A 24,765-nucleotide genomic window follows, 5' to 3' on the forward strand; every position below is an offset into this window, starting at 1 on the left:
GCGACCGGTCAGGATCTCGAACAGGTGGCCAGGGACTTCCACGCCACCGCCAAGGCGGCTGAAGAGTCTCCCGACGAGATGCGTGAGCGTCTCGGACTCTAGCCGGGCGAAACGTCCGGCGGCCACAGTGTTTCGGTCGAGCTCGTCGAGCGGTGGTAGAAACGGACGCCAGTGATGAATCCCGAAGGCTATTTGATATCGTTGTGTAAAGAGCCACTCGGACTGCTATTCCATCCGAATATGACGAAATATCAATCTACATATAAATTTCGTTGCTTTGGGACATATCAGGGAACACCTGTTCGGTTCCTTGTCGTTCCAGTTTTCGTCTGGAACGGTCCAAAGCGAGGGGATATGGATGAATTCGTGGTTACGCTTGCCATCAAGAATACGTCTCTTCAGCGCATCAATTCGGCACTCCCGACTACCGGTACCTGGACGGAAATCGCACACTCGGATCATAACCCGACCAGCGGCCATAACATATATGATCGAAACGATCCCAAGCAGTTTCACGTTGATGTGAACCACCCCTATCGATCCAACCAGTACGCAACGGTATATACGAAACTGGCAAACGGAGCGCCCCCAAAGCCGGTGGGAAAAGCAGCAAACCTCGCAAAAACAGTCCTCGTTGGCGGTGCGGAGCGATTCTTGGATGACTTTCTTCCCTAAGGCGGGGCGACAGCATATTTTTATATTGGTGCCGTCTATGAGTAGACATCCTGATGAACGTGGACCAAACCCTCGAAGAGATCCTTGCCGCCGAGTGTGGTGGGACGCCGAGTGAGTACGAGGTTGATGAGTCTACCGTCCGGTCGCTGGATGAGGCTGCCACGTCGGATATCGATCTGGACAGGGATGAGCTCCCCGCCGAATTCGACGACCTCGATCTGGAAAACGCCGACGAGATCGGCGAATCGATCGTATAAGCTCCGTTTTGAGTGACGGGTTGCGGAGTCAGTCCCGTACTGTAGCACCCGCCGATCGCGACGTGGAGCGATATAGTACTTCGCCGGTTCGTGGTCGAATTCTCGAGAGTTCCACGCACTGGCGAGAGCCACAGCTGGGTCGTACAACACCCGGCGACACCTGACCGCTCCCCACCCGGAACCGCCCGGCGGCGGCGCGGCGGGTCCCCGGCCCGCCGGGCCATCGCGGTCGCGTCCGCGTCGCGGTCCCGCGCTCCCACCCCGCCGATCGCCCACACGACCGACCAGATCGCCCCACGATCCACGGTCACACGGGACCGGTAGACCCCCCATATTTAAACTGTTCGGCCACACATCGTGTGACGATGAACGGGGGGTGGCGATACCGGATCTCGAGCGCGGCGGGGGTCGCGGGACTGACGGCGCTGGCGGTCGCGCTGGTCAACTCCGGGCCGGTCCAGACCCTCATCACGTCGCTGCCCGTGTTGGGACGCCTGTCGGTCGACGCGCCCACGGGGGCCGAGGCGGTCTTCGAGGTGCTGGTCACGACGGTCGTGGTGACCGCGGCGTTCCTGCCGCTTTATAAACCCCGACCCAGACGGATCCTCGACACGATCGCGATCACCCAAAAGCGCGTTATGGTCGCGACGTTCGCGCTGGCGACGATCGGCTACTTCGATTACACCTACCGGCTGCCGCGGGCGACCCTGATCGCGGTCGCGCCGGTGTTGCTGGCCGGCCTGCCGGCGTGGTTCGTCTGGATCCGACGCCGGCCCACCAGCGAGCCGGAGCGGGCGATCATCGTCGGGGACGACCCGGCCGAGCTGGAGCGGCTGGCGGCGGACGTGTCGATCCCGCTGTTGGGCTACCTCTGTCCCACGAGCGTGTTGCTGCGGTCGCCGACGGGCCCGGACCGGGGCTCGGGTGCGGACCCGCGCCCCTCCGCGGCCGCGGTCGCGGACGGGGGGATGGAGATCGCGGGCCTCCAGCGGCTGGGGGGTCTCTCGCGGATCGAGGACGTCCTCGTGGAGTACGACGTCGACACCGTGGTGTTGGCCTTCGAGCGGACCGACCGGGCGGAGTTCTTCGGCGCCCTGGACGCGTGTTTCGAACACGGCGTCGCCGCGAAGGTCCACCGTGACCACGCGGACGCGGTGTTGACCGCCGGGGACGACGTCGGGACGCTCGTCGACGTGGAGATCGAGCCCTGGGACGTGCAGGATTACGTGCTCAAGCGGGGGTTCGACGTGGCCTTTTCCCTGGTGGGGTTGGTCGGGCTGGCGCCGGTGATCGCGGCTATTGTCGTGGCTATTAAGCTGGATGACGGCGGGTCGATTCTGTATAAGCAGGAGCGAACCGCCGTGTTCGGCGAGACGTTCGAGGTGTACAAGTTCCGGTCGATGGTCGAGAACGCCGAGGAGCTGACCGGGGCCACGATCAGCGACGAGGACGCCGGCGGCGTGGACCCACGCGTGACGCGTGTCGGGCGTGTGTTGCGGAAGACGCACCTGGACGAGATCCCGCAGCTGTGGAGCGTGTTGAAGGGTGATATGAGCGTGGTCGGTCCGCGGCCGGAGCGACCGGAGATCGATTCGGACATCGAGCTCGGCGTGATCGACTGGCGGAAGCGGTGGTTCGTGAAGCCCGGGCTGACGGGATTGGCGCAGATCAACGACGTGACTGGTACGGAGCCCCAGAAGAAGATACGGTACGACCTGCAGTACGTGAAGCAGCAGTCGCTCGATTACGATATGAAGTTGGTCATTCGGCAGATATGGAAGGTTGGCGAGGATGTGGTTGAGACGATTCGTGAGGAATGAGATCAGCGTAGTGTTTTAGCGGCGATGGTTTATCGATAGTAATTCGCGGTCTTCTCTAAGCTCTCCTCAAACGTCACTCTCGGCTCCCAGCCAAGCGATTCGATCTTAGTCGTGCCGGGCACGTAGCGCCGGTCGTGACCTGGGCGATCGTTCACGAACCGATCTGATCATCCGATGTAGTAACGATGTCGAGAATTCGCCGACTGACATCAATGCCCCGTCGCTTGACCCCGCTTCCGATGTTGTACATTTCGCCGATGGAGTCCTGTCGGAGAACGATCTCCATCGCCCGGTAATCATCAGTGACGTACGTCTATTCTCGAACCTAATGTCTACTATAGTTATTCAACGGCTGGAAAGGTACTAGGCAGTGCCCTGAAAGGCGAACCTTGGTAAGGCTGGATTTCAATCATCGGACAACGATGGAAGTCAACAAAGCCGTCATCCCTGCGGCCGGGTTCGGGACGCGGTTCCTACCAGTTACCAAAGCTCAACCCAAGGAGATGATGCCGGTTCTCGACAAGCCCACGATCCAATATGTGGTAGAGGAGGCCGTCAATGCAGGCATCGATGACATCTTGCTGATCACTGGTCGCGGAAAGCAATCCATCGAACGCCATTTCGACAAGTCATACGAACTCGAGGAGGAACTGTATGCCGCTGGCAAAGAGGAGCGGCTCGAACGAGTTCGTGACATTGCGGATCTCGCCGACATTCACTACGTCAGACAGACGGAACGAGACGGACTTGGCGACGCGGTACTCTATGCCCGCAAGCACGTCGGCGACGAGCCATTCGCGCTGTTGCTTGGAGATACGATCGTTCAGAACTCGGTACCCTGCATTCAAACGCTCATAGAGTATGCAGAGGAGTATGGGGAGTCCACCATCTCGCTTGAACGAGTGCCATGGGAGGAGATCTCGAAATACGGTGTCGCCGACGTAGCAGACACCGACGACGATGGTGGATGTTTCCCCGTCACGAATTTCGTCGAGAAGCCCGATCGCGAGGATGCACCATCGAACCTCGCCATAACCGGACGATATGTCTTTACGCCGGAGATTTTCGACCGACTCGAGGCGACAGAGCCGGGCGTCGGCGGCGAATTACAACTCACCGACGCGATTCGGAAGTTATCGGCCGCTCGTGGCGTCGAACTCGAAGGCGATCGATACGACATCGGTAACATTCCGAGCTGGCTCCAAGCCAACATTCGAATGGCATTGAGACACGACGGGGGAGAGATGAATGAGGCCGTCGAACGGATCCTCCGGAGCGAGCTCGATGAGTAGAATACTCGTCACCGGTGGCGCAGGCTTCCTCGGGGCCCACTTCTGTGACCGATTACTCGAAGAGGGCCACGAGGTCCTCGCTATGGACAACCTGATCACGGGTGAACCAGACAACCTCGACGAGTTCTTCTACGCCGACGATTTTACCTTTCACGAGCACGACGTTACCGAATTCATCCACGTGCCGGGAGAACTGGACTGGGTCGTCCACCTCGCCAGCCTGGCGTCGCCGGAGTTCTACAGCGATCACCCGATCAAGACTCTCAAGGTCGGTGCACTCGGCACCCACAAGACGCTCGGTCTGGCCAAGGAGAAAGGGGCGAAATACTTCTTCGCCTCGACTAGCGAGGTCTACGGTGACCCGGAGGTCAATCCACAACCGGAGGAGTACCGGGGGAACGTGGATCCGTTCGGCCCTCGATCGTGCTATGACGAGTCGAAGCGCTACGGCGAATCCCTCGTCCGGGCCTACCGGAACGAACACGATCTCGACGTTCGTATCGCTCGCATCTTCAACACCTACGGCCCGAAAATGCGATTGGATGACGGCCGCGTCATACCGACGTTCATCCAGCAAGCCCTCACAGGGGACGACCTGACGGTCTACGGCGACGGCTCCCAGACGCGGAGCTTCTGTTACGCATCGGACCTCATCGAAGGGTTCCGCCGGTTGATGGAGAGCGATGTCCAGACGCCGGTGAACCTCGGCAACCCCGACGAACGGACGATCAACGACCTCGCGGAAACGGTGATCGAACTCGCCGGGTCGGACAGCGACATCGTCAACGAACCGTTGCCGCCACAGGATCCGAAAGTCCGTTGCCCAGACATCACGAAGGCGAGGAAGGAACTGGGTTGGGAACCAACGGTCTCGTTACGGGAGGGGCTCGAACGGACGATGGACTCGCTCCCCACGCCGGACTGAGGCATCACGGTATCGGGGTCTTTTTGCGAGCGCCGGTACTGTATTCCGCCAATGGAAAACGTCCTCGTCACAGGTGGCGCGGGATTCGTCGGGAGCCACGCCGCAGCGTTCTACGACGACCGCGGCGTCTCGGTCACGGCGCTGGATAACCTCAGCAGAGTCGATACCCTGGCCGAGGCCGACGCGGACCGTGATACGGCGGCGTACAACTGGAAGTACCTCGAACGCGAGCACCCGGACGTCGAGCGCGTCGAGGCCGACGTCCGCGACTTCGATCGTCTCGAATCGATCGTCGAGGGACACGACGGCATCGTCCACACCGCTGGCCAGGTCGCGGTAACGACCTCGCTCGACGATCCGTTCCTCGACTTCGAAGTCAATGCACGCGGAACGCTGAACGTCCTCGAGGCGGCCAGCGCGGCGGCCAGCGATCCAGCCGTCGTCGTCGCATCGACGAACAAAGTCTACGGCGACAACGTGAACGACGTTCCCGTTCGTGAGGAGGAATCGCGCTACCAGTACGATGATCCGGAATTCGAGGACGGGATTCCGGAGACGCTCTCGATCGACGACTGCGAACACACGCCCTACGGCGTCTCGAAGCTCGCGGCGGACCTCTACGTGCAGGACTACGCGGAACGCGGCGAGGTCGACGCCGCGGCCTTCAGGATGAGCTGTATCTACGGGCCACGCCAGTTCGGCAACGAGGATCAGGGATGGGTCGCCCACTTCGCGTTGAGCGCGCTACGGGACGAGCCGCTGACGATCTACGGCGACGGGAAACAGGTCAGGGACGTGTTGTACGTTGAGGACCTGATTCGTGCATACGACGCGTTTCTACAGGACCCAACGGGGAAGCCGAGCGTGTTCAACGTCGGCGGCGGCCCCGAGAACACGACCTCACTGCTTGAGTTTCTAGATTTGCTTGAGGAGGAGACTGGGTCGCGTCCTGACGTGAGCTTTGAGGACTGGCGGCAAGGTGATCAGAAGGTATACGTGTCGGACGTATCGCGGGCAGAAAACAAGTTACATTGGGTACCTGAAATCGGATTTGAGGAAGGTATTGAACGATACCTGGACTGGACGTGCCAAATCCAATGAAATCCCTTTGCCGGGAGATCGCCTCACGGTCCTAATAGTATCTTGTACGTTCGTGAGGTCCTTATGTAGTAATAAATAGTTTGTAGAGCCTGATAACATTTGCTCGTGTGAAATCCAGTTCTGCAAATTAAAAATAGAGAACGGAAGAAGGAAATTGTTCTAGATGAGAATACAATCTCATATTTTATTATGTTCTTCGTATCTCGGATGTACAGAAAAGTAGAGAATATACGCTTGAATAGAGAATAGCTTGCGCTATATGAAATCCAGTTCCATATTCTCGAGTGTACATATTGAGTGAAAGCAAAAATCGAACTCTTTTGAATTGTTGTCTCACCATCTCTATCAAAAATTCCAGTACCATCATTTTCAGTAACGATTGCGAAGAATATCAAAGCGAATAGTAATTCTTTACCCATAGCACTGAACATCTGAGCAATTCCTGATTCGAACTGCATCACGTAGATGAGCGCGATCCCGTAGAGGATTATGGGAACGATCCCACTGGAACCATTCATCTCCATCCTAAACCACCGATACAACAGACCAACACTTATTCCGAGAACAAACAATCCAATGAGGACACCGAGACCCCCAAAGTTCCAGTATAGTTCACCCGGCACAGTCATTGCCGCGCAGGTTTCTGCGTTGATGCCCCGGCCCGAAAAATACTGATTGTTCCTGGCACACATTATTATTGATGGCTTCCCGGACCAGATCACTCTCGGAACGAACGAATACACCGTCAGCAATAGTGTCTCTCCGTGCTGATATGGGACTTGTTTTGGCGTTCTAGCGATAATCATAGTCAGTGCTTCCGTACCAATCAGACGGCCTGTAAACGGCCTAACGTAACTCGCGATAGTCGAACCTGGAAGGAATATTGCCTCAGATAGCGGGTATCCTGTGTGTAACCGTTCAATAATTTCTGACACGGGGAATGAAGCCACGAGAGCCAATCCAAGTCCCAATATATGTGTGTACGAGATACCAGGACCAGCATAGTGATACACTAAGAGTAGTAATATACTGAAAATCAGCAGATGGCCCATTTTAAAACTGAAGACTGTGAAGAGGAGGATTTCAATGGCTATTATACCGATCATTGCAATTGTTTGGAAGCCGTTTCTTTCGGACTGAAAATAGAGAAAGAGAATAGCGGCAGGAACGAAGTAATGCCATCGAGCTACCAACGTGACAAACTCGTTGCTGCGGGATAATACACCGATCATTGACAGGGCATAAATACTGCTGCTAACGAGCCACACCAGCAGCAAATTTGGAACCAGTAGTCGCCTCCGATTCAATTGGGGGAGAAGATGTTTTCCCCGTTTGGACACACCCTCGTACCCAACGTAGAAGGCTACGACCCCACCTGAGATCAACAGTAGTGAATGAAGAAACGGCCCTAGCAAATGCGAGGAATTCCTGAAGGCTGGAAACACACCACCAAAATTCAGAATTGTTATTCCGAAGGCGTTCACTGGATAGTAGAGAAAAAACAACCCACCCATAATGACTACCGGTTCTAGTGGATCTTTTCCGAGGTAGTAATTCCACACTAGGGGGCCGACAGTAAGGAGCGTCACTAAAGCTATTAGTATCGGGATAATAAGTATATCAGTACGAACGGATCCCGATGGGAGACCGTTCATCACAATCCAGCCAATCGCTCCTATTCCCACTAGGAATGTTGTCTCGACGTATGCGATAAATAGCAGACGTCGGTCGTCTATCCATTCCGTCATACTAGCTATGTGCTTCATAAGGGAAATTATGCGGATCCGAATGACGCGTTCTTAATGCCGAACAGCTCGATAACTGGACACTCGAACTGCGTTTCAATGGAATCTCCCCCCACGAATCCAATCAAGTACGCGACTCGCTGTTGTTCCTAATCCTCTTCTAGAGAGGGAGAGGAAAAGACGAGACAACCGATATTCTGTCTTCGTGAGACCGACACGCCGGGCAATAGCATCCTCTCCTACCCGAACGATCCGGTAGGACCGGCCATCGTCACGGAGTGCACGTTCGTCATTTACTGTGTTTGCGATATCCCGGTACGATTGCTCGTTCAACCTTCCGTGAAGTATTCTAACTGGGCCGTTTAGATATTGAAACCCGTTGCCGACACGGTAGTTGTATTCAGGAGGTATCGTGTGGATACACGCGTCCGAAACGTAGGCCGCATCTCGGAAGGCTTCCTGATCGTTTATCCCGGCCAGCTCCTGTTCATAGGTCTCATGTCGTTGCTGCCACTCTGTTAGAAGTTCGTTTGCATCGTCTCGACGAAATGCGATGACACCAGTATTAAACCAAGGATAGGTCGGTGGTGCTGGTGAAGGACTTATTGGTCGACTTTCGTATTTTGCAGCGATCGAACGAATGATTCCATGCGCAGCGGCCACCGGAACTCGATCGAGAACTGTATTTAGGTCGGCGAGTCCGTCCGCCGAGACGACCCAAGTATCTGAATCAAGATAGAGCGTTCGTTTGTACGGTGATAGTGCCAGCCCTCTTGGCTTGTCCGTCCAACTGAACGAGGGCTCCGATAAGGTCAACAGCTCATCAAACACATCAGACACGATATCAGTACTCGCTTCGTCAGTCACAATAGAGCATGGTGTATCCGGTGAAACAGTATCGATCCGTTCTGCGGACCGGTTCGCCTCTTTGACGAACTGGCCCCCGGTAGCCACGTAACAGACACCGAATCGGTCATCTGATGGCATTCGTTTAAACACCATTTACTACCGCTTGGACACATCGAATCATACCATCAGCCGTTTGTTCGATCCCCCAGTCCTCGATACGTTCCTTCGAAACCTGGCCCATTTCCTCAACCATCCCTGGACGTTCGAGACAGTCCTTAATAGCCGTGGCAAGGGTAGCAACGTCCGCAGTATCGATAACAAATCCGTTTTCTCCGTCAACCAAATCTTCCGTTGCACCGACTTCTCCCGTGGCGATGATCGGGAGACCGAAGTTCATCGCTTCGTTGATCACAAGCCCCCAGTTTTCCTGTCTGCTTGGTAAAACAAATACATCAGACAGTTCGTAGTACTCGGGGAGTTCCGATTGATTCTGAAAACCGGCAAATATCACATCCTCGTCTCTACCTCGATGACGCGTCTCTCGTTCAAGTTGGTCCCGTAATTCACCGTCACCTACGAACATCAGGATTGCGTCGTCGTTAGCTGTGGCGGTACAGAACGCCTGTAAGAGGAGATCTGGGCGTTTTCGTTCGATGAGCTTACCGACGAAGAGAAACACGGTCTGATCCGACGAAATATCGTGTCGGTCCCGTAGATCGTCAGATTCGGGAAGTTTCGCGGCTTCAGACTGCCAGAAATCGTTATCGACAGTGTAGGGTACGTCGATGATACGCTCGTCAGCAATGTCGAAGGACGTGTAAAATTCACGGTTCCGACTGCCGATAGCCGCGAAAACATCAACGGTCTCGAACAGAGTACGAAGGATCTGTCGTTTGATACTACGAACGTACCACGGCGGGGGGTCGAGAAGCGTCGATTCTCCCCGGAAGATCACGCCGAGATCACAGAAAGGCGCCATTGCGAAAGCAAGTGTATTCGTCGCGGCCATATATCCGTGAATCCATAGAACATCGGGTTGGTCTTCACGTAACTTCATCACTAGTCCGGGGTTAAGCAAACCAAAGAAGGAGTTTGTATCTTCGAGGGGAGAGATATTGTCCAGAAATACGTGATCGTAGCCTTCGAGTAGTGGAACGTCCCAGGCGATTTCCGTCTCGAACCCGGAATCTGTTTTCGCCTCGATTCCCTGTCGATCACAGAAGTAGACGGTAAGATCGATTTCGTCGCGAGAGGAGAGTTCGCGAAACAGCGGTGCTTGGTACTGAATGGGGTGAGAGGCCAACGCGACCAGCTGGCAGGCTTCTTTGTCACGACTATTCAAACTATCCGGTTCCTGTTTTGCGGTCATACCGTCTCGATCACTCGTTCCATCCGTGTCCGTATCGTGTGGGGTTGGACTCGATCTGCACCACGTTCAGCCATCCGCTGTCGTTCATCCGGGTTACTGAGTAGTCGCCTCGTCTCGGACAATAGTTCCTCCGGATCGTTGGCGTAAGCTGCGCCGTCTCCGAATATCTCTTCCTGTCTCTCGGTATGGGTCGTCAACATTGCCGACCCGGTTGCGGGAATCTCGAACGAACGGAAATTGTATGCATTGAGGTTGTGGTCGGCGACGATATTGAGGACGACATCAGCGGAACACATTGCGACGCTGTACTCTTCACCAGTCACTGGCCCACCCTGAACGTGACGTCGAACCGTTCGATCGAAGCAATGGCGTTTCCAGCCCCCGCCATAGATCGAGAGATCAATGTCGCTCTCGGCGAGCGGGGTAAGGTATCGTTGGCGTTTCTTCGACCAGTGACCAAGAAATACTGTCGCACATTCATATTTCGGCTTAGATCGGGCAGGGTAGTGTAGTTCGGGTGTGTAGCCAAAGGGGAGTAGTTCAACGTTCCGGGCACCATTTTCACGTAGGGGGGCGAACAATTCTTCTGACCAGATAAACACGGCGTCGTATTCTGGCAAAGCATCGAGATACTCTTGCATACGGCGTTCCTTCGAACGGACTTTAAACGGATTATCCGGGTTCCAATTAATTATGGTCGCGTCTGAATCGACCCGTATTTGCTCAATGTTCCCCCTACTAAAGTCGCTTCCCTTCACAACAAAGACTAGATCCGGGGAATTTCGGCGCACCGCTTGCTCCAGATCTTTCACCACAGAGTCGACTCCGAGCGTGTAGCCGAAGACTGGCAACGTTCGTGTAGAAGTGTCGACGTACGTTACCTCGTGACCAAGGGATTCGAAGGCCCTCGCACAAGACCGGCCGAGAGACGAGTGTTGATCGAGACCCGCGACCACTATCATCATCGATATAGGGTACTCGATGAGTATACTTAAAATCGACAACTTCAGTCTTCGTTCTATCACTGCCCAAAAGCTGCGGTTTGAATAAGTAGGGAATTCGTTCAGTCTGTGTGTAAAATGAATTTACGTGTAGCCAAGTTGTTCAAGTCGGTCACTAACGTCCTCTTCTAGCGACATTCGATCAGTCGTTTCACCTGTCTCCACTGATTTTCTGTTTTTCGAATTTGCTATCAACCAGGGGACAGTAACGAGAGGATCGATATATGCGCTCCCGGGATGGCCGTAGATACCCCATTCACCGAACGCGTTCCCATGATCGGACGTGACGACCGTTTTTCCCTCGAGTTTCTCTAGCAGTTCAGCCACGTATGGCAATACAACAGTGAGATTCTCGCGATACACGTCCCAAACTCGCTCACGATCTATCTCCCCGCGCCGCATTCTCAGCCAAATATTATCTGGTTGGTCGAGGCTCGTATACCCGTACTCCTCGTGGAATCTTCGTCCTTCCTCTCCGATGAACGGATAGTGTGGCTGGAGAAAGTGCGTGATCAATCGTTTGTTCGGATATTCGGACGCCATCTCGAGAGTGGCTTCAACGACGGGCTCAGGCGGAACCGTATGGAGTTCCTCGTCCCAACCGTTCTCCCAAACTTGCTTAACTGCGTGGAACTCCGCGTTGACCTCGGCCGGATGCGGATTCGCAGAGACATAGACGACATCCTGAAAGGAACCTCCACCGAAGTTTTGCTCCATAAACTCGCCGGTGTGGGAACCCCGAGATCTGACTGATGAAAGCTCGCCGGGGAGATCGTTCACATCTTCGAACAGGTCATATCGACAGGCATCAAGGATGATCAGGTTATCCCAGTCCTCGTCAAGGACGTAGGTTCCATCATTTCCGCCAAATATTCGGTTTCGAAACGTTCCGTAGCCGTATACCAGGGCGATCTTTGGGTTTTTGATTCCGGTCCTAACCTTCGAAAATCCTTTCATCTGTTCCTCTCGTTTTTCAGCACGACCCTTACAAGATTCGACTCGTTAGTTGCTGTCGATCATAGATCGATACGCCTGATGAACTCTTTCTCCATAATCGTCGAGTGTATAGTTCTCCCGGATGAGAGTCTCAGCTTCCTTCCCCATTCGACGTCGCTCGGAAGCATCATCATATAATTTTCGTAACGCGTTGGCGAGGGACCCGCTGTCGGCTGCCGGAACCTCGATACCGTGGACGCCGTCTTCACCGACCCAACCCGAATTGTACGTCGTGATAAGCGGGAGGCCCGCCGCCATCGCCTCGTACGTCACGATAGCACTCCCCTCCTCGAGAGACGGGAAGACGAACACTGATGAACGGTTGAAACAGTCTTCGAGGTCGTCGACCCACCCAAGTAGACGGACGTCATTTCTCTCCTCGTAATCCGAGATGAGGGGTCGTAGATCTTTTTCAACTTCGCTCGCGATCGCGAGTTCTGCGTCCGGCAAGTCGACCTTGTCCCACGCCTCGAGGAGATACGGAATCCCCTTTCGTATGCTCACGTTTCCCGCGAAGAGAAAGCGAACCGTCTCGGAGTCACGTGAACACGAAGTCGTCGGCGGCGGATCGACACCGAAGGGAATACACTTTACAGATCGTTCGTCGAACCCTCTGTCGAGAAACGATTGGTAGGCGAACTCTGAGGGAGTAACGATATAATCCGCCGCCTCGTATTCCTGCTCTTCGTCGGCGACCGCGTCCTCGGAAAGCGGGGGGCTGACCGCGTTGTGACGCTGATACTCTCTCGAGAGAATTTCCCATTGGGTTCTGATATGAGACGAACTACGTTCGACCGCAGTGGTCATATTCAACTTCTCGGCCCGATCGAGGCTCTGACGGCACGATCCCGCGAAACCGAGGAATAAACCGTCCTCAACGGTTGATAGTCGACGAGAAACCGAACGGTCAAAGAGGTCTCCTTTCCACCGTTGAAAGGGCCTGTTCCACTTGCTTGGAACGAGTCGATTGAGACCTGGGATACGAATCCCAAGTTGCATCACGAGTTCCGCGTGACGGATTGGTTCGACGTACTCCGGTGGCAGATCGTGGTTTAATTTGAAACGTGGATACGTCGTATAGATCGTATCAAGCGCATCTCGATGATAGAGCTGAGTAGCGAGATTGAAAGCGTGGAATGTACCAGGAACGGAAATAGATACTTTCATTATTTAATACCTATATTGAATATTATAATTTCGGTTTATGGGTCTGTGACCGATGTCGTGTCGAGGAATTGATCTGGTATGTCACGAACACCGCTCGAATTAAATATTATGTGCATTATGATTTGTTTTTATACGCGTAAATATACCCGTCCCTTTTCTCGATATTGAATCCAGCTTCCAGCAATTCATCTTCTATCTCTGGAATATTGTTATGTGGTTCTACAATTAAAGTGTGTATTTCCTTCTCATTAAGAGTTTCTGACAACCCTCTAAGAACATCTGGACCAGCGCCTTCTACGTCTATTTTTAATACATTCGGTACTGAAAGGCTTTCATCACGTATCAATTCATCCCCTGATATTTTGTCGACTTCAATAGTTTCTTTTTCAAGATGGGTCTCTTGATGATAGGTTACCTCTGAAAGTGTATGTTCTTGACTTCCCGGTACATCTGTCTTTAAAATTTGCAACTCTGTCGTACCAGAATCACTTGATAAAGCTATAGGGTAAATATTTATATCTAGATTGTTCAAATCTGTATTTAGTTTTATTTCTCTGACATTCGGTGGATATGGCTCAAAGGCAAAAACTTCAGAACTAGATATATTTCTACCAATTATACACGAATAAATCCCGATATTAGATCCGATATCGTAGAAATCATCCCCGTTATCTATTCTATTCAATAACAGGTGTACAATTTCTTTTTCTGCAGAACTGGATGAGTTTTTGTATTCATTGACTCTCTTATACTGTTCATAATTCCGTGTAGAGATCTTAATTGGTTCATCGAATACATCGATAGTTATATGTTTCTGTCCCGTTGCTCGAAATTTATAATTTTTATATATAGTTGTAGTTCTTCTATTAATGTAATTTATAATACCCGCTATAAAATTCGCAATACCCTCCCTCCGAAGTACGGCTAACCCGCGTTTAGCTAATCGTTTCACTCGTAGTGTATATAACCTGTTCTTCCTGTATAAGACACTCGGACTAGGCTGTGTTTAGATGCGTGAATTTGGGCGAGTTAGCGACTCTATTGAGAGTACCCTGTTCCACGATTCATCAAAGAACGACGATCGAGACGGTTCATTCAACGAAGACTAACGATTCCGTCGTTCTGGCGGATCGATCCCATCAGATTATCACTCCAACTGTGACTCCCGAGACAGTACGGCCTTCGAATCGTGAAATTCGGCGTTAAAACGCTCACACTAGTGTCTAAACAAAAGGGAAAAACCCGGAGGCTTCTTACCTTCAATTATCGTTCAGCGCAGATGAAATGCTCCCCATACCTATTTCCTTCAGGATCAAGTTGTGTAATTGAAAAACCGTGATCACGTAGAATATCGTAGACCTCATAAGGGCTATCATCATAATCTTTCGGGGACCGAATTCCGTCTTTCATCGGAAAGTGGATCTCGCAGAAAATAAGCCTGCAATCAGAATTTTGGAGTGTTTTTTTAAGTCCTCGGAGAACACGAACTTCAGCACCTTCAACGTCAATTTTCAGTATGGTTGGTTCTGGAATATCCTGTTGCCAGACAAGCGAATCGCCCGTCACTCTCCGCATTGATTGATCTTCTGTAGTTTCGCCTGAAATCCTTCCATCTCCGGTATTGATAACACGAGTTCCTGTCTTCTCGTGATCACGACCCATTTCAACCTTCCCCTCCTGGTCCCACAAGACTTTCTCGACAACCCGGGCTGGTGTTTGATTGATGCTGATATTTCGTTTTAACTGTTCGACGTTGTTTGGAAATGGTTCAAAAGCGATAACTTCCCCTTCATTCAATAGATCCCCAACAAGGCAAGTATATAACCCGTAGTGTGCACCAATATCATAGAATACATCGTCACTATTCACCATATGAAGTAGGTCATATAAAATTCCTCTCTCGCCACCGAAAGAGATTACTGAATTATAGTCCAGTCTACTCGAAATTGAATAAGTGGCCGACGCAGAACCTAATGAAACCGTTTTCCTATCTGATATTAATGGAAATAATCGATCAAGGACGTTACGCTTGATGTTCATACTACCTGCTGGCACCTGAACGTATATCATAGTGCTGGTCCGAATCCCAACTGATCGTCATACAGTACAGTTGTAAAATTACTAAAAATACGGTATATGATACTCCGGTAGCCTGAAACGGGCTGGGATTGTATCAGTAGCGTACTGACAGAGGGTGGCGTTTAATAGTAGATGAATAAAGATTGTGAATGTTCGCTGAATTATAGTTGGAGAAGTGTACCTAACCATTATTCAACTACTTCACAACTTAAGGAAGCACTGTACCTGACGAATTCCCTCTAATTTTGCGCATCATTAGGACATTCGTTGATTGGTATGATGATATCCACACTCCTTAGTGAATACGAATCGGTTAGACCAATAGAACGACAATCAGCACACTCACCTAACTGATGACTTCCAGATTAGCCAAAAATGCGTTCATCTTGTCCGTCGGATCAGTTATCGGCTCTCTGTCAGCATTTGCATTCAAAACACTGATCGCACAGTCGTTTGGTCCCGAACAGTTTGGGTTATTCTCGCTTGCACTAATGACCGTGACCATCAGCGCGGGTGTCGCAGGTGTCGGCCTTCCTACGGGGGTGACTACCTTTATCAGTCGCTATAGAGCAGTAGATGATCGGGCACATATCAAGGGTACAGCGTCAAGTGGGTTACTAATAGGCGGTGTTATCTCAGTACTTGTCGCTGGCGGATTGTTTCTTTTAGCTCCTGCTATCGCTACACACATCTTCCAGAACAGTCGTTTGATCAGGCCCATCCGCATACTCGCGTTTGCCATTCCAGGAATCGTTATTGTGGATCTGGTAGTCGCCATCGCGATGGGGTTCGAACGTGCCGAGTACTCAGTCCTCATTAGGCAGTTGGGCCGACGTGGGTCGCTCATCATACTTGCCGCTCTCGTCATACTTTTCGGTGGTGTATTCGTGGATCTTCTCTACGTCTACGTGGTCTCGACTTGGATAGCCGTTGCTATGGGGGGGATGCTCATCTTCAGATTGTTGGATCTCTCGCGTAGTGGAATATCCTCGCCCTCTAAGTCGTTACTAACATTTTCCGTTCCCTTGTTATTCAACAACGTAACAGGAACAATATCAAATTGGATAGATACTTTCCTTGTCGGGATACTGATAACGGCGGAAGCAGTTGGCGAATATCAGACTGCATTTCTACTCGGTACGAATATTCTCATTATTACCGGAGCCGTGAGTGCCAGTTTTCTTCCGGAAGTTGCCTCTCTTCTTGAAGAAGGCGATCGTGCTGAATCTACACGCCGGTACAGAACAGCAGTGAAATGGACTGTAATTATTTCATTTGCACCAGCAGTTTATCTTATCACCTTTCCGGAATTATCCCTAAGAATGCTATTTGGGGAAGCCTTCGGTCGCGGCTCTACTGCACTTATTATTATTGTGATCGGAAATATGATAGCAGTAGTATCTGGACCGGCCACGGAAACCGTGAAATCACAAGGCCACACGAGATTCATCTTCGCTACTAATGCGATCGCCCTTGGGGCAAATATTGTGATCAATCTCCTGGCGATTCCAAGGTATGGAATCGCCGGAGCCGCTTTGGGCACGGCAGTCGCTACACTGATTGCGAACGGGAGTCACTGGGTTGCAATGCGCCGCTGGTGTGGCGTCACACCGTCATTGTCGGCACTCTGGTTCATTCCCCCCGTCGCTATATTGAGTGCCCTTGCGTCGTGGTCAGTAGTAAGCCACGTCGATTCAGTCCTGTTATTCCTGGGTCACATCGCTCTCTTCTCGGGGATATACGTCATATCACTCGTGGTCATTGATATTGCAACTGGCAACCGTCTTGGATTCATCTCATATCTAGATGAGTACATCGGCAGATTCTGAGCGGTGCTGTTTATTTTGCCAGATTTTCCAGTTCCGTTCGGAACACTCGACCCACCTGTTCACGGCTGTACGTCTCGACTACTACTTCTCTAGCTCTGTTCGCCATTGATTCTCTGCTCCCGTCCTCGTGGAGAACGGTCGTCAATCGATCGGCGAAAGCGTCGATATCGTCGGCTGAAACGAGATAGCCCGTTTCGCCGTCGATAACGTACTCCTCGGGGCCACCACACTGCGTGGAAACGACCGGTGTCCCGCAGGCCATCGCTTCCAGTCCGACGATCGCTAATCCTTCCTGCTGTGACGGGATGGCAAACACGTCCGCACCGCGGTAATACGCTGGTAGCTTTTCGTTGTCGACGTAATCGATGGACTCAACGTGGTCGTTCAGGTCGAGTGCGTCGATTTGTTGCTGGAGTTTCGGGTCGGGTTCGTCACCGATAAGCAGCAATCGGATGTCGGGGATATCTTCGCGAAGAGTATCAATCGCTTGGAGCAACAACGACGTGTTCTTTCGCGAGTCGTTGAACCGGCCGACGAACAGTATGGTCGGACGATCACAGTCCGGTTTCTCAATACCAGCGGGACTGAAGAGATCGGTGTCGATCGGATATGGAACGACACGAATTTCATCGCGTTCGATATCGTGACGCTGGGCGACAGCGTCGGCAGTGTGTTCGCTCAGAACGAAAACTGGATCGGCGCTCCGATACGTCCGCCCTTCGATCCATTCCATAATTGTTTTCGACAGATGATCGCGTGCTCGGCGCGGGAAGGATGCCGACTCCAGCCGGTCGATGCGGTCCTCCCAGAACTGCGTGGCAGTCCAAGAACCAAATGAATGACCTCCTTGGACGAGCGGGAAACAGCAGTGATTCGAGCCGCCAACGCCGAAGTATGCGTCACCGTCGGCAAGTGCCGTCTGCCAGAATCGACGGTTGAGTACGTACTGGGTGAATTCGATCTCCGGGAGGATTCGCGGAATACCCTTCAGTTCCATTCCATCGACGGTCGTGTGTTCGATTTTACGGTTGATATCGAGCGTCAGAAGATCGGTCGTGCGTACATCTACTTCGGGATCGAGGACGTTACAGACGAGGCAGGGATCGTATCCCGTTTCGGCGGCCATCTCGTAGACGAATCGCGCCATAGAAGCCACACCACCGAGTCCGCGAGGATCCCGCGTCGCGATGTAGAGCCGCGGTTGCGTCATGGGTTCAGGTGGGACCTCCCGTCTGCATAGCAGTTGCGATGGGAGGATGACGAGAACCACCGATCGAATGGAGCTACCATCCCAACCTGACAGCGTCGGTACGGGAGATTTATGTCCATCACCCGCACAGAAAATCTGTGTTCAGCGCTTCAGCAACGGCAGATGATACATGAAAGTCGCCATTAACACGCTATCCCACGTCACCGGCGGCGGGATCACCTACTTCGAGAACGTGCTCCCGCGGCTGGCCGACGACGGTGACGAGTACTTGGTCCTCGTGCCCGCGGGGCGCGACAAGATCACCCGCGTCGACGCGTCGAACATCCGGTTCGTGGAAACGTCGTTCCCAGTCGGGTTCCTCCTTGGCCGACTCTTCTACGAGCAGGTCGTCTTCCCGTTGTTGCTTTGGTACTGGGACGTTGACGTGCTCCTTTCGCCCGCGGATCTGACGCCCTTACTGGCGCCGTGTCCGTCGGTGCTGGCGATCCGGAACCCGAACCCGTACTTCCGCGCGCCGGATCTCGACCGGACCCGGTTTCGGCGTGTCAAGTTCCGTCTCCAGCGATATCTCACTTGGCTCGCGGCACGAAAGGCGAGCGAGGTGTTTTTCGTCTCGGAGTTCTCCCGGGACATCTCGGCGGAAACACTCGGGCTCCCCGCTGAGAAAACCCACGTCGTCTATCACGGGCTCGACCGGTCGCTGTTCGAAGAGCCAGCAGTACCCGATGACGAGTTGCGGGACCGGATCGGGGCGAACAAACCATATCTCCTCACGATATCGACCATCAACGAGCACAAGAATTACGAGACGTTGCTCCGGGGATACGCCCGACTACCGGAGCGGATTCGGTCGGAATACGACCTCCTCGTCGCTGGACGGAACTCGGCGCCGGAGTACTTCGACCGGCTGCAGGAGATCTGCCGGAACGAGGGTATCGACAAGCAGGTACAGTTTCTCGGTGAAGTGGACTACGAGTACGTCCCGTATCTCTACCAGCACGCATCGCTGTACGTGCTCCCCTCGAAACTCGAGACGTTCGGTCACACGCTGGTTGAGGCGATGGCGAGTGGGACGCCGATCGTGGCGGCGGACGCCACCTGCATCCCCGAGATCGTTGACGGTGCGGCAGTCCTGTTCGATCCCGATTCCCCGACTGCGCTCGCCGACAGCATCGAAGCGGTCCTGACCGAAGAGACACGTCGGGACGATCTCGTGGCCAGAGGGACGGACCGCGTCACGGAGTTCTCGTGGGACAGAACCGTCGACCGAACCAAAGCACTTCTAACGACCGCCGCGCAATCGACGGGAGAGACGGAACTCCACGATGACTGACCTCCCAAACGTCCTCTTCGTGACCGTCGATTCCCTGCGTGCGGACCACGCTCACGGGGGGAAAGCGGAGACGCCAACGTTCGACCGGGTCGCCGAAGCGGGAACGGAGTTCGACCGGACCTTCGCTCAGGGGCCGTATACGACGTTCTCGATGCCGTCGCTGTTCACGTCACGGTACCCATCACGGTTGACGAGCATCGATTTCGTCGATGGGGTGGAGGGCGTGTTGGTCGAAGGAGCGTCGACGATCCAGGAACGATTCCGCCAGGCCGGGTACACGACGGCGGGCATTCATACGAACCCGCTCCTCTCGGAACTGTTCGGCTTCGACGTCGGTTTCGACTACTTCGACGACGGACTCGGCGGATTCTCGGACAGACTTCCCGGGAAGTTCGCCCTTCTCGCGGACAAGATCGGGCGGCTGGTCCGCCGGCATCCCTACGTCCCGGCGGACAGGCTTACCGACCGGGCGATCGAATGGCTCCAGTCCACCGACGACGAGCCGTTCTTCCTGTGGGTGCACTATATGGACGTCCACGGCCCCTATCAGTCGAAAGACGACATCCAGTACCTCGAAAAGTATCGGTCGGAACGCCTCTGGCGGAAGGCCGTCCACTCTCCGATCGAAGTGACTGAATCGGAGCGTGAGCGACTCCGCGAGACGTATGTCGAGGAAGTGTCCTTCACCGACCGAGAGATCGGGCGCTTGCTCGATGCGTTCGAAGAGTCGACTGGCCTCGCGGAGTCGATGGTCGCCATCACGGCGGACCACGGAGAGGAATTTTTCGAACACGGATCGTACTCGCACGAAAGCAAACTGTACGAGGAACTCATCCACGTGCCACTCGCAGTCGATCCCCCGGCATCGCACCGCGCGATCGAGCGAGATCGCGGTTCACTCGTCCCACTTCTCGACGTTGGACCGACGCTGCTACAGGCCGCGGGTGCGTCGCTGGATGGTTTCGAGGGGACGTCGTTGTTCGAGTCGAAAGCGGCCGACGGACGCGACTGTGAGCGACCGGAAGGGGAGCCGGGAGACCTCGGAGCGACGATCGTGAGTGAGGCGCGTCTGGATCCGGTCTACATCGGGGCCGTCAGAACGTCGGACTGGAAGTACATCGACGACGCGGGTGACGCGGAGTTGTACCACTTGGGTGAAGACCCGAACGAATCGTCGAACGTCCTCGAATCGAATCCCGAGGTGGCCACTCGTCTCGAAGAGCTTCTCGATGCACACCGGAGCGGGTATAGCGCGGAAACACGCAGCACGGAGCACCTCGATTCGGACGAACTCGACGGGCGCCTCCGGAGCCTCGGGTATCTCGAATAACTGTCGACGGAAACGAAACGAATTTTGGACGCCTTTGCGAGGTGTTACTATGGATACGATTCTTGGTGTTTCTACCACTCACGATTCCGGAGCGACGCTCGTCCAGGACGGCGAGATCGTCGCGGCCGTCAACGAGGAGCGGTTCAACCGGACGAAACACTACGGGTACCTCCCGTTCGAATCAATTCGGTACTGTCTCGATACTGCCGGCATTACGACTGCAGATCTGGACACGGTTGCGGTCCCCTCGGAAGTGCTCCGGACCGACGCACGCCTCTTGCTCGACGCGGACGTCGACACGACGAACGTCTCACAGAGTTCGCTCTCGTTGTTGAAGAAACTCACGCGCGAGTCGGTCGAAACCCTCCGCCGTGCTTCCGAACGCAACACTCGCGTCCCGGAGTACGCTCGTACTGTTACGTTCCCGGACACGATGAGCGTCTCGCTAGTGAATCACCACGAGGCCCACGCGGCGACGGCTTACTACTGCTGTGGCCACGACGACGCACTCGTGGTGACGCTCGATGGTCTCGGTGACCGCCTCTCGGGGACCGTGTGGCACGGCCGCGACGGTCACCTCGAGAACCACAAACAGTGGGACAGAACCGGATCGCTGGGGTGGTTTTTCGGTGTCATCACCCAGGCGCTGGGATGGTGGATCGGCAACGGAGAGGGCAAGACTATGGGGCTAGCATCTTACGCTGACCCCGATCCGGACGCGAAAGACGAACTCAGAGAGATCCTTCCTCGGTACGAAGACGGAGAGCTTGCGGATGGACACGACTTCAGCCGGTCTGCTTCGTGGGAAGTTCACGATACGCATCACTGGTCGTTCGAAGAGGAGGTCGATTTCGTCACCGGGATAATCGAGGAGTACGGGCGTGAAGAAACGGCAGCAGCGGCACAGGAGTTGCTGGAGGACCAGGTCGTCGAAATAATTGGGTCGTGGTTGGATCGAACCGGAGTCGACGTACTGGCGACCGCAGGCGGGGTGTTTCTCAACGTCCAAGTTAACCAGCGGATCCTCGAAACATTCGATCTCGAGGACTACTTCATTTTCCCCAACGCCGGAGATGGCGGCCTACCGACCGGTGCAGCGCTCAGTGCACACCGACATACCTCCGACAATTATCGACCGTTCGAACTCAACCACCCGTATTTGGGGCCGGACATCACGGGTAGTGTGCCGGAAGTATTCGAGGATCGACTCCTCGAATACTCCCGTCCGGACGATATCGTCGAACGGTGTGCGGACCTACTTGCTGACGGAAACATCGTTGCCTGGTGTCAGGGTCGGATGGAGTACGGCCCTCGAGCGCTCGGAAATCGGTCAATTCTCATCGACCCGACCCGTGATGATAGCATGGATCGTGTCAACAAGCGTGTTAAATTCCGAGACTCTTGGAGACCATTTGCACCGTCGATCAAAGAGGAAGCAGTCGAGGAGTATCTCGTCGATCCGACCTACGACCCGTTTATGATCACGTCTTACGCGGTCCGAGAGGATCGTCGGGACGAAATCCCGGCCGTCACCCACGTCGATGGGACCACGCGTCCACAGGTCGTCCGACGGTCGGTCAACGAGCGATATTGGCGTCTGATCGACAGGTTCGGTGATCGAACTGGAACGCCGGTATTGTTAAATACGTCCTACAATCTCAGCGGCGACCCAATCGTCTGTACTCCCGAAGACGCGATCGAAACGTTCTACAACTGCGGTCTCGACGCGCTTGCGGTCGGTGACTATCTCCTGACCAAAGGATAACGGACGGCGTATATCAACCGTCGGTGAACAGCGACAAGGACCGGAGGGACCTGCGGCCTCTCAGGAGCTGGCGCGCTTGTGGTTGGTAATGTGGGTGTCGATCCAGAGGCTCAAGACAACTAGTGCCCACAGCCGAGACCAGTGAACGTCTCCATTCTCGAATCGCTGCCGGATATCTTCCGCGCCCGCACGTTCAATTTGTGTCTTCGAGAGACGTCGTTCCGAGAGTGCATCGTCTACGACCGGCGCCAGTTCGCCCGAAAGCCAATTCTCGAAGGGGAACGTGAACCCTGTCTTTTTGCGGTCGAGTACCACCGACGGGACCGCGTCCGCAACCGCATCTTTCAGTACTCCTTTTTCTCCCTCTTGCTTGGCCGCGGCAGGAGTCGACATAACGAAATCAGCTAGTTCCGCGTCAAGGAATGGAACGCGGACTTCCAGCGAGTGGCCCATACTCATCGCGTCAGTGTCCCTGAGTAACTGGTTGTGCATATACCACGTGAGTTCGGTATGTGATACTGCCTCGCTGAGAGTGGCGTCTGAGAGCGTATTCTCGATTTCGATGTTGATCTCGTTGCCCCAGTCGGTCACGCTCTCGTCAGCGAGTAGTTTCCTTCGCTGACTCCGTGTGAATAGGCCGCGAGCGGCCGCGTATGCGGACCCAAAGGGAGCGGACGAACGGAGAACGTCCGCCAAGTGACCGGCGTAAGTCGTGGGCGCGACGCCGTCGGCAACGTCGAATGCTTTTGCAAGAATCGTCTGTATTCCGTCCGGAAGCCGGTTTGCAACCCGTGCTGCACGCGCTAATATCGGGACCCGATCGAACGTCGGGTACCCATAGAACAACTCGTCACTTCCCAACCCGGACAGTGCGACGCTCAAATTGGCCTGTGCAGCCAACTGCGAAACGAAAAACGTGTTGACACCATCAACAGTTGGCTGGTCCATCTGCTCGATGATTTCTGGTAACTGGTCGCGAACGTCTTCAGCAGACACTGTTCGTGAGTGATGTTCAGTTCCGAACTCGGCGGCGACCTCGCGGGCGAAGGAACCCTCAGAATAGTCACTGTCATCGAAGTCGATGGAGAAGGTGTGAAGTGGCGTCTCTGATTCCCGTCGGTCAGTTATGCCGGCGACGATCGCGGACGAATCTAACCCTCCGCTGAGAAAGGCACCAACGGGGACGTCACTACGCATCCGGAGCTCGATACTGTCCAGGAACAGTTCACGGACGCGATCCGAGACACCGGTCGATCCGCGGGTTGGCCGTTCTTCGCCGTCCATCGCTGTACTTCCAAACGTCGGTTGCCAGTATCGTCGAATCTCTCTGTCGCCAGTAGACTGGTCAAATTCCAGGGTCGTTCCGGGGGGTAGCGAGCAAACGTCGCGGAGAATCGTTTTCGGGGCTGGGACGGAACCGAGCGCGAGAAAGCCATCGATTGCGACGGGATCCACGACGGGATCCGTAACGCTTCCGGCAAGGAGCGACGTGATCTCCGATGCGAACGCGATTCCGCTTCCGGTGGCATCGTAATAAAACGGTTTGATGCCAAATCGGTCACGGGCAGCAAAGAGTCGGTCGGTGGCCGTGTCCCAGATGGCGAACGCGAACATTCCACGAAACAGTTCGACGCAGTCCGCACCATACTCTCGATACGCGCAAAGAACGACTTCGGTGTCCGAATCCGAGTCGAACGCGTACCCCTTCTCGCGTAGATCGTCTCGCAGTTCGCGGTAATTATACACTTCGCCGTTGTATATCAGCCAGTAGCGACCATTAACCGTCATCGGCTGGTTTCCCGCTGCGGATAAATCGAGAATACTCAGACGGCGATTTCCGAGGGCGACGGAACAGTCCGACTCGCCGACTGCGTCCTCGTCGACTATCTTTCCGGTTGTGTCAGTGTACAGCCCCCAGTCATCTGGCCCGCGATCATCGAGATTACAGAGCCCATCCCACGCGTCCTGGACTGGAATACCAGTATCGGTGCCGACGTATCCCCAGATGCCACACATCGGTCA

20 protein-coding genes are annotated in these 24,765 nt (G+C 54.2%); 10 read left to right on the plus strand and 10 right to left on the minus strand.

Annotation, left to right across the window (positions count from 1 at the left end; genetic code table 11):
* The first annotated feature begins 354 nt into the window (after nt 1–354).
* From BLV25_RS16720 to BLV25_RS08735, 6 genes are all read left to right on the plus strand, one after another.
* Nucleotides 355–675, plus strand: a complete 321-nt coding sequence (locus BLV25_RS16720; RefSeq protein ID WP_143114411.1) for a hypothetical protein — start codon at nt 355–357, stop codon at nt 673–675.
* A gap of 53 nt (nt 676–728) precedes the next feature.
* Nucleotides 729–932: a hypothetical protein gene (locus tag BLV25_RS08715; protein WP_092732245.1), complete on the plus strand. Its 204-nt coding sequence runs from the start codon at nt 729–731 to the stop codon at nt 930–932.
* Between the two features lie 365 nt (nt 933–1,297).
* Entirely contained in the window at nt 1,298–2,752 is a 1,455-nt protein-coding gene (locus BLV25_RS08720; RefSeq protein WP_092732248.1) for a sugar transferase, read from the plus strand.
* Between the two features lie 422 nt (nt 2,753–3,174).
* Nucleotides 3,175–4,044, plus strand: coding sequence for a UTP--glucose-1-phosphate uridylyltransferase GalU (gene galU, locus BLV25_RS08725; protein WP_092732251.1), 870 nt, complete (start codon nt 3,175–3,177; stop codon nt 4,042–4,044).
* A complete protein-coding gene (locus tag BLV25_RS08730; protein ID WP_092732254.1) occupies nt 4,037–4,969 on the plus strand; it encodes a UDP-glucuronic acid decarboxylase family protein in 933 nt (310 codons plus the stop codon). Before galU ends, BLV25_RS08730 begins: the two co-directional genes overlap by 8 nt.
* A gap of 51 nt (nt 4,970–5,020) precedes the next feature.
* Nucleotides 5,021–6,070, plus strand: a complete 1,050-nt coding sequence (locus BLV25_RS08735; RefSeq protein WP_256335687.1) for an NAD-dependent epimerase/dehydratase family protein — start codon at nt 5,021–5,023, stop codon at nt 6,068–6,070.
* A gap of 23 nt (nt 6,071–6,093) precedes the next feature.
* On the opposite strand, the gene BLV25_RS16725 is transcribed toward BLV25_RS08735, so the two are convergent.
* The 8 genes from BLV25_RS16725 to BLV25_RS08765 form a co-directional block, all read right to left on the minus strand.
* Nucleotides 6,094–7,755, minus strand: a complete 1,662-nt coding sequence (locus tag BLV25_RS16725) for a hypothetical protein (RefSeq protein WP_143114412.1) — start codon at nt 7,753–7,755, stop codon at nt 6,094–6,096.
* A 156-nt stretch (nt 7,756–7,911) separates the two neighbouring features.
* On the minus strand, nt 7,912–8,802 hold the full coding sequence (locus tag BLV25_RS16730) for a glycosyltransferase family protein (protein WP_143114413.1): 891 nt from the start codon (nt 8,800–8,802) through the stop codon (nt 7,912–7,914).
* A 4-nt stretch (nt 8,803–8,806) separates the two neighbouring features.
* Entirely contained in the window at nt 8,807–10,033 is a 1,227-nt protein-coding gene (locus tag BLV25_RS08740; RefSeq protein ID WP_092732260.1) for a glycosyltransferase family 4 protein, read from the minus strand.
* Nucleotides 10,030–10,845 (minus strand): CgeB family protein, encoded by an 816-nt coding sequence (locus tag BLV25_RS08745; protein ID WP_176819460.1) that lies wholly within the window; start codon nt 10,843–10,845, stop codon nt 10,030–10,032. The genes BLV25_RS08740 and BLV25_RS08745 overlap by 4 nt, the downstream gene beginning before the upstream one ends.
* A 273-nt stretch (nt 10,846–11,118) precedes the next feature.
* Entirely contained in the window at nt 11,119–11,991 is an 873-nt protein-coding gene (locus BLV25_RS08750) for an alkaline phosphatase family protein (protein WP_092732266.1), read from the minus strand.
* Between the two features lie 45 nt (nt 11,992–12,036).
* On the minus strand, nt 12,037–12,837 hold the full coding sequence (locus BLV25_RS08755; protein ID WP_176819461.1) for a glycosyltransferase family 4 protein: 801 nt from the start codon (nt 12,835–12,837) through the stop codon (nt 12,037–12,039).
* A 475-nt stretch (nt 12,838–13,312) separates the two neighbouring features.
* Nucleotides 13,313–14,149: an FkbM family methyltransferase gene (locus BLV25_RS08760; protein WP_092732272.1), complete on the minus strand. Its 837-nt coding sequence runs from the start codon at nt 14,147–14,149 to the stop codon at nt 13,313–13,315.
* Between the two features lie 311 nt (nt 14,150–14,460).
* Nucleotides 14,461–15,237 carry an FkbM family methyltransferase gene (locus BLV25_RS08765; protein WP_176819462.1) on the minus strand — a complete coding sequence of 259 codons (777 nt, stop codon included), beginning with the start codon at nt 15,235–15,237 and terminating at the stop codon, nt 14,461–14,463.
* Nucleotides 15,238–15,629: 392 nt separating this feature from the next.
* On the opposite strand from BLV25_RS08765, the gene BLV25_RS08770 reads away from it, so the two are divergent.
* Nucleotides 15,630–17,105, plus strand: a complete 1,476-nt coding sequence (locus tag BLV25_RS08770) for a flippase (RefSeq protein ID WP_092732278.1) — start codon at nt 15,630–15,632, stop codon at nt 17,103–17,105.
* A gap of 10 nt (nt 17,106–17,115) precedes the next feature.
* On the opposite strand, the gene BLV25_RS08775 is transcribed toward BLV25_RS08770, so the two are convergent.
* Nucleotides 17,116–18,252 (minus strand): glycosyltransferase family 4 protein, encoded by a 1,137-nt coding sequence (locus BLV25_RS08775; RefSeq protein ID WP_176819463.1) that lies wholly within the window; start codon nt 18,250–18,252, stop codon nt 17,116–17,118.
* Nucleotides 18,253–18,484: 232 nt separating this feature from the next.
* On the opposite strand from BLV25_RS08775, the gene BLV25_RS08780 reads away from it, so the two are divergent.
* Genes BLV25_RS08780 through BLV25_RS08790 form a run of 3 tightly spaced genes read left to right on the plus strand, consistent with a single transcriptional unit; the run spans nt 18,485 to nt 22,743 of the window.
* Nucleotides 18,485–19,648 carry a glycosyltransferase family 4 protein gene (locus tag BLV25_RS08780; RefSeq protein WP_092732284.1) on the plus strand — a complete coding sequence of 388 codons (1,164 nt, stop codon included), beginning with the start codon at nt 18,485–18,487 and terminating at the stop codon, nt 19,646–19,648.
* Entirely contained in the window at nt 19,641–20,978 is a 1,338-nt protein-coding gene (locus tag BLV25_RS08785; protein ID WP_092732287.1) for a sulfatase, read from the plus strand. Before BLV25_RS08780 ends, BLV25_RS08785 begins: the two co-directional genes overlap by 8 nt.
* A gap of 49 nt (nt 20,979–21,027) precedes the next feature.
* On the plus strand, nt 21,028–22,743 hold the full coding sequence (locus tag BLV25_RS08790; RefSeq protein ID WP_176819464.1) for a carbamoyltransferase family protein: 1,716 nt from the start codon (nt 21,028–21,030) through the stop codon (nt 22,741–22,743).
* Between the two features lie 60 nt (nt 22,744–22,803).
* On the opposite strand, the gene asnB is transcribed toward BLV25_RS08790, so the two are convergent.
* Nucleotides 22,804–24,759: an asparagine synthase (glutamine-hydrolyzing) gene (asnB, locus tag BLV25_RS08795; protein WP_092732293.1), complete on the minus strand. Its 1,956-nt coding sequence runs from the start codon at nt 24,757–24,759 to the stop codon at nt 22,804–22,806.
* Between the last annotated feature and the right edge of the window lie 6 nt (nt 24,760–24,765).

The sequence above is a fragment of the Halopenitus persicus genome (assembly GCF_900107205.1).
Taxonomy (GTDB): domain Archaea; phylum Halobacteriota; class Halobacteria; order Halobacteriales; family Haloferacaceae; genus Halopenitus; species Halopenitus persicus.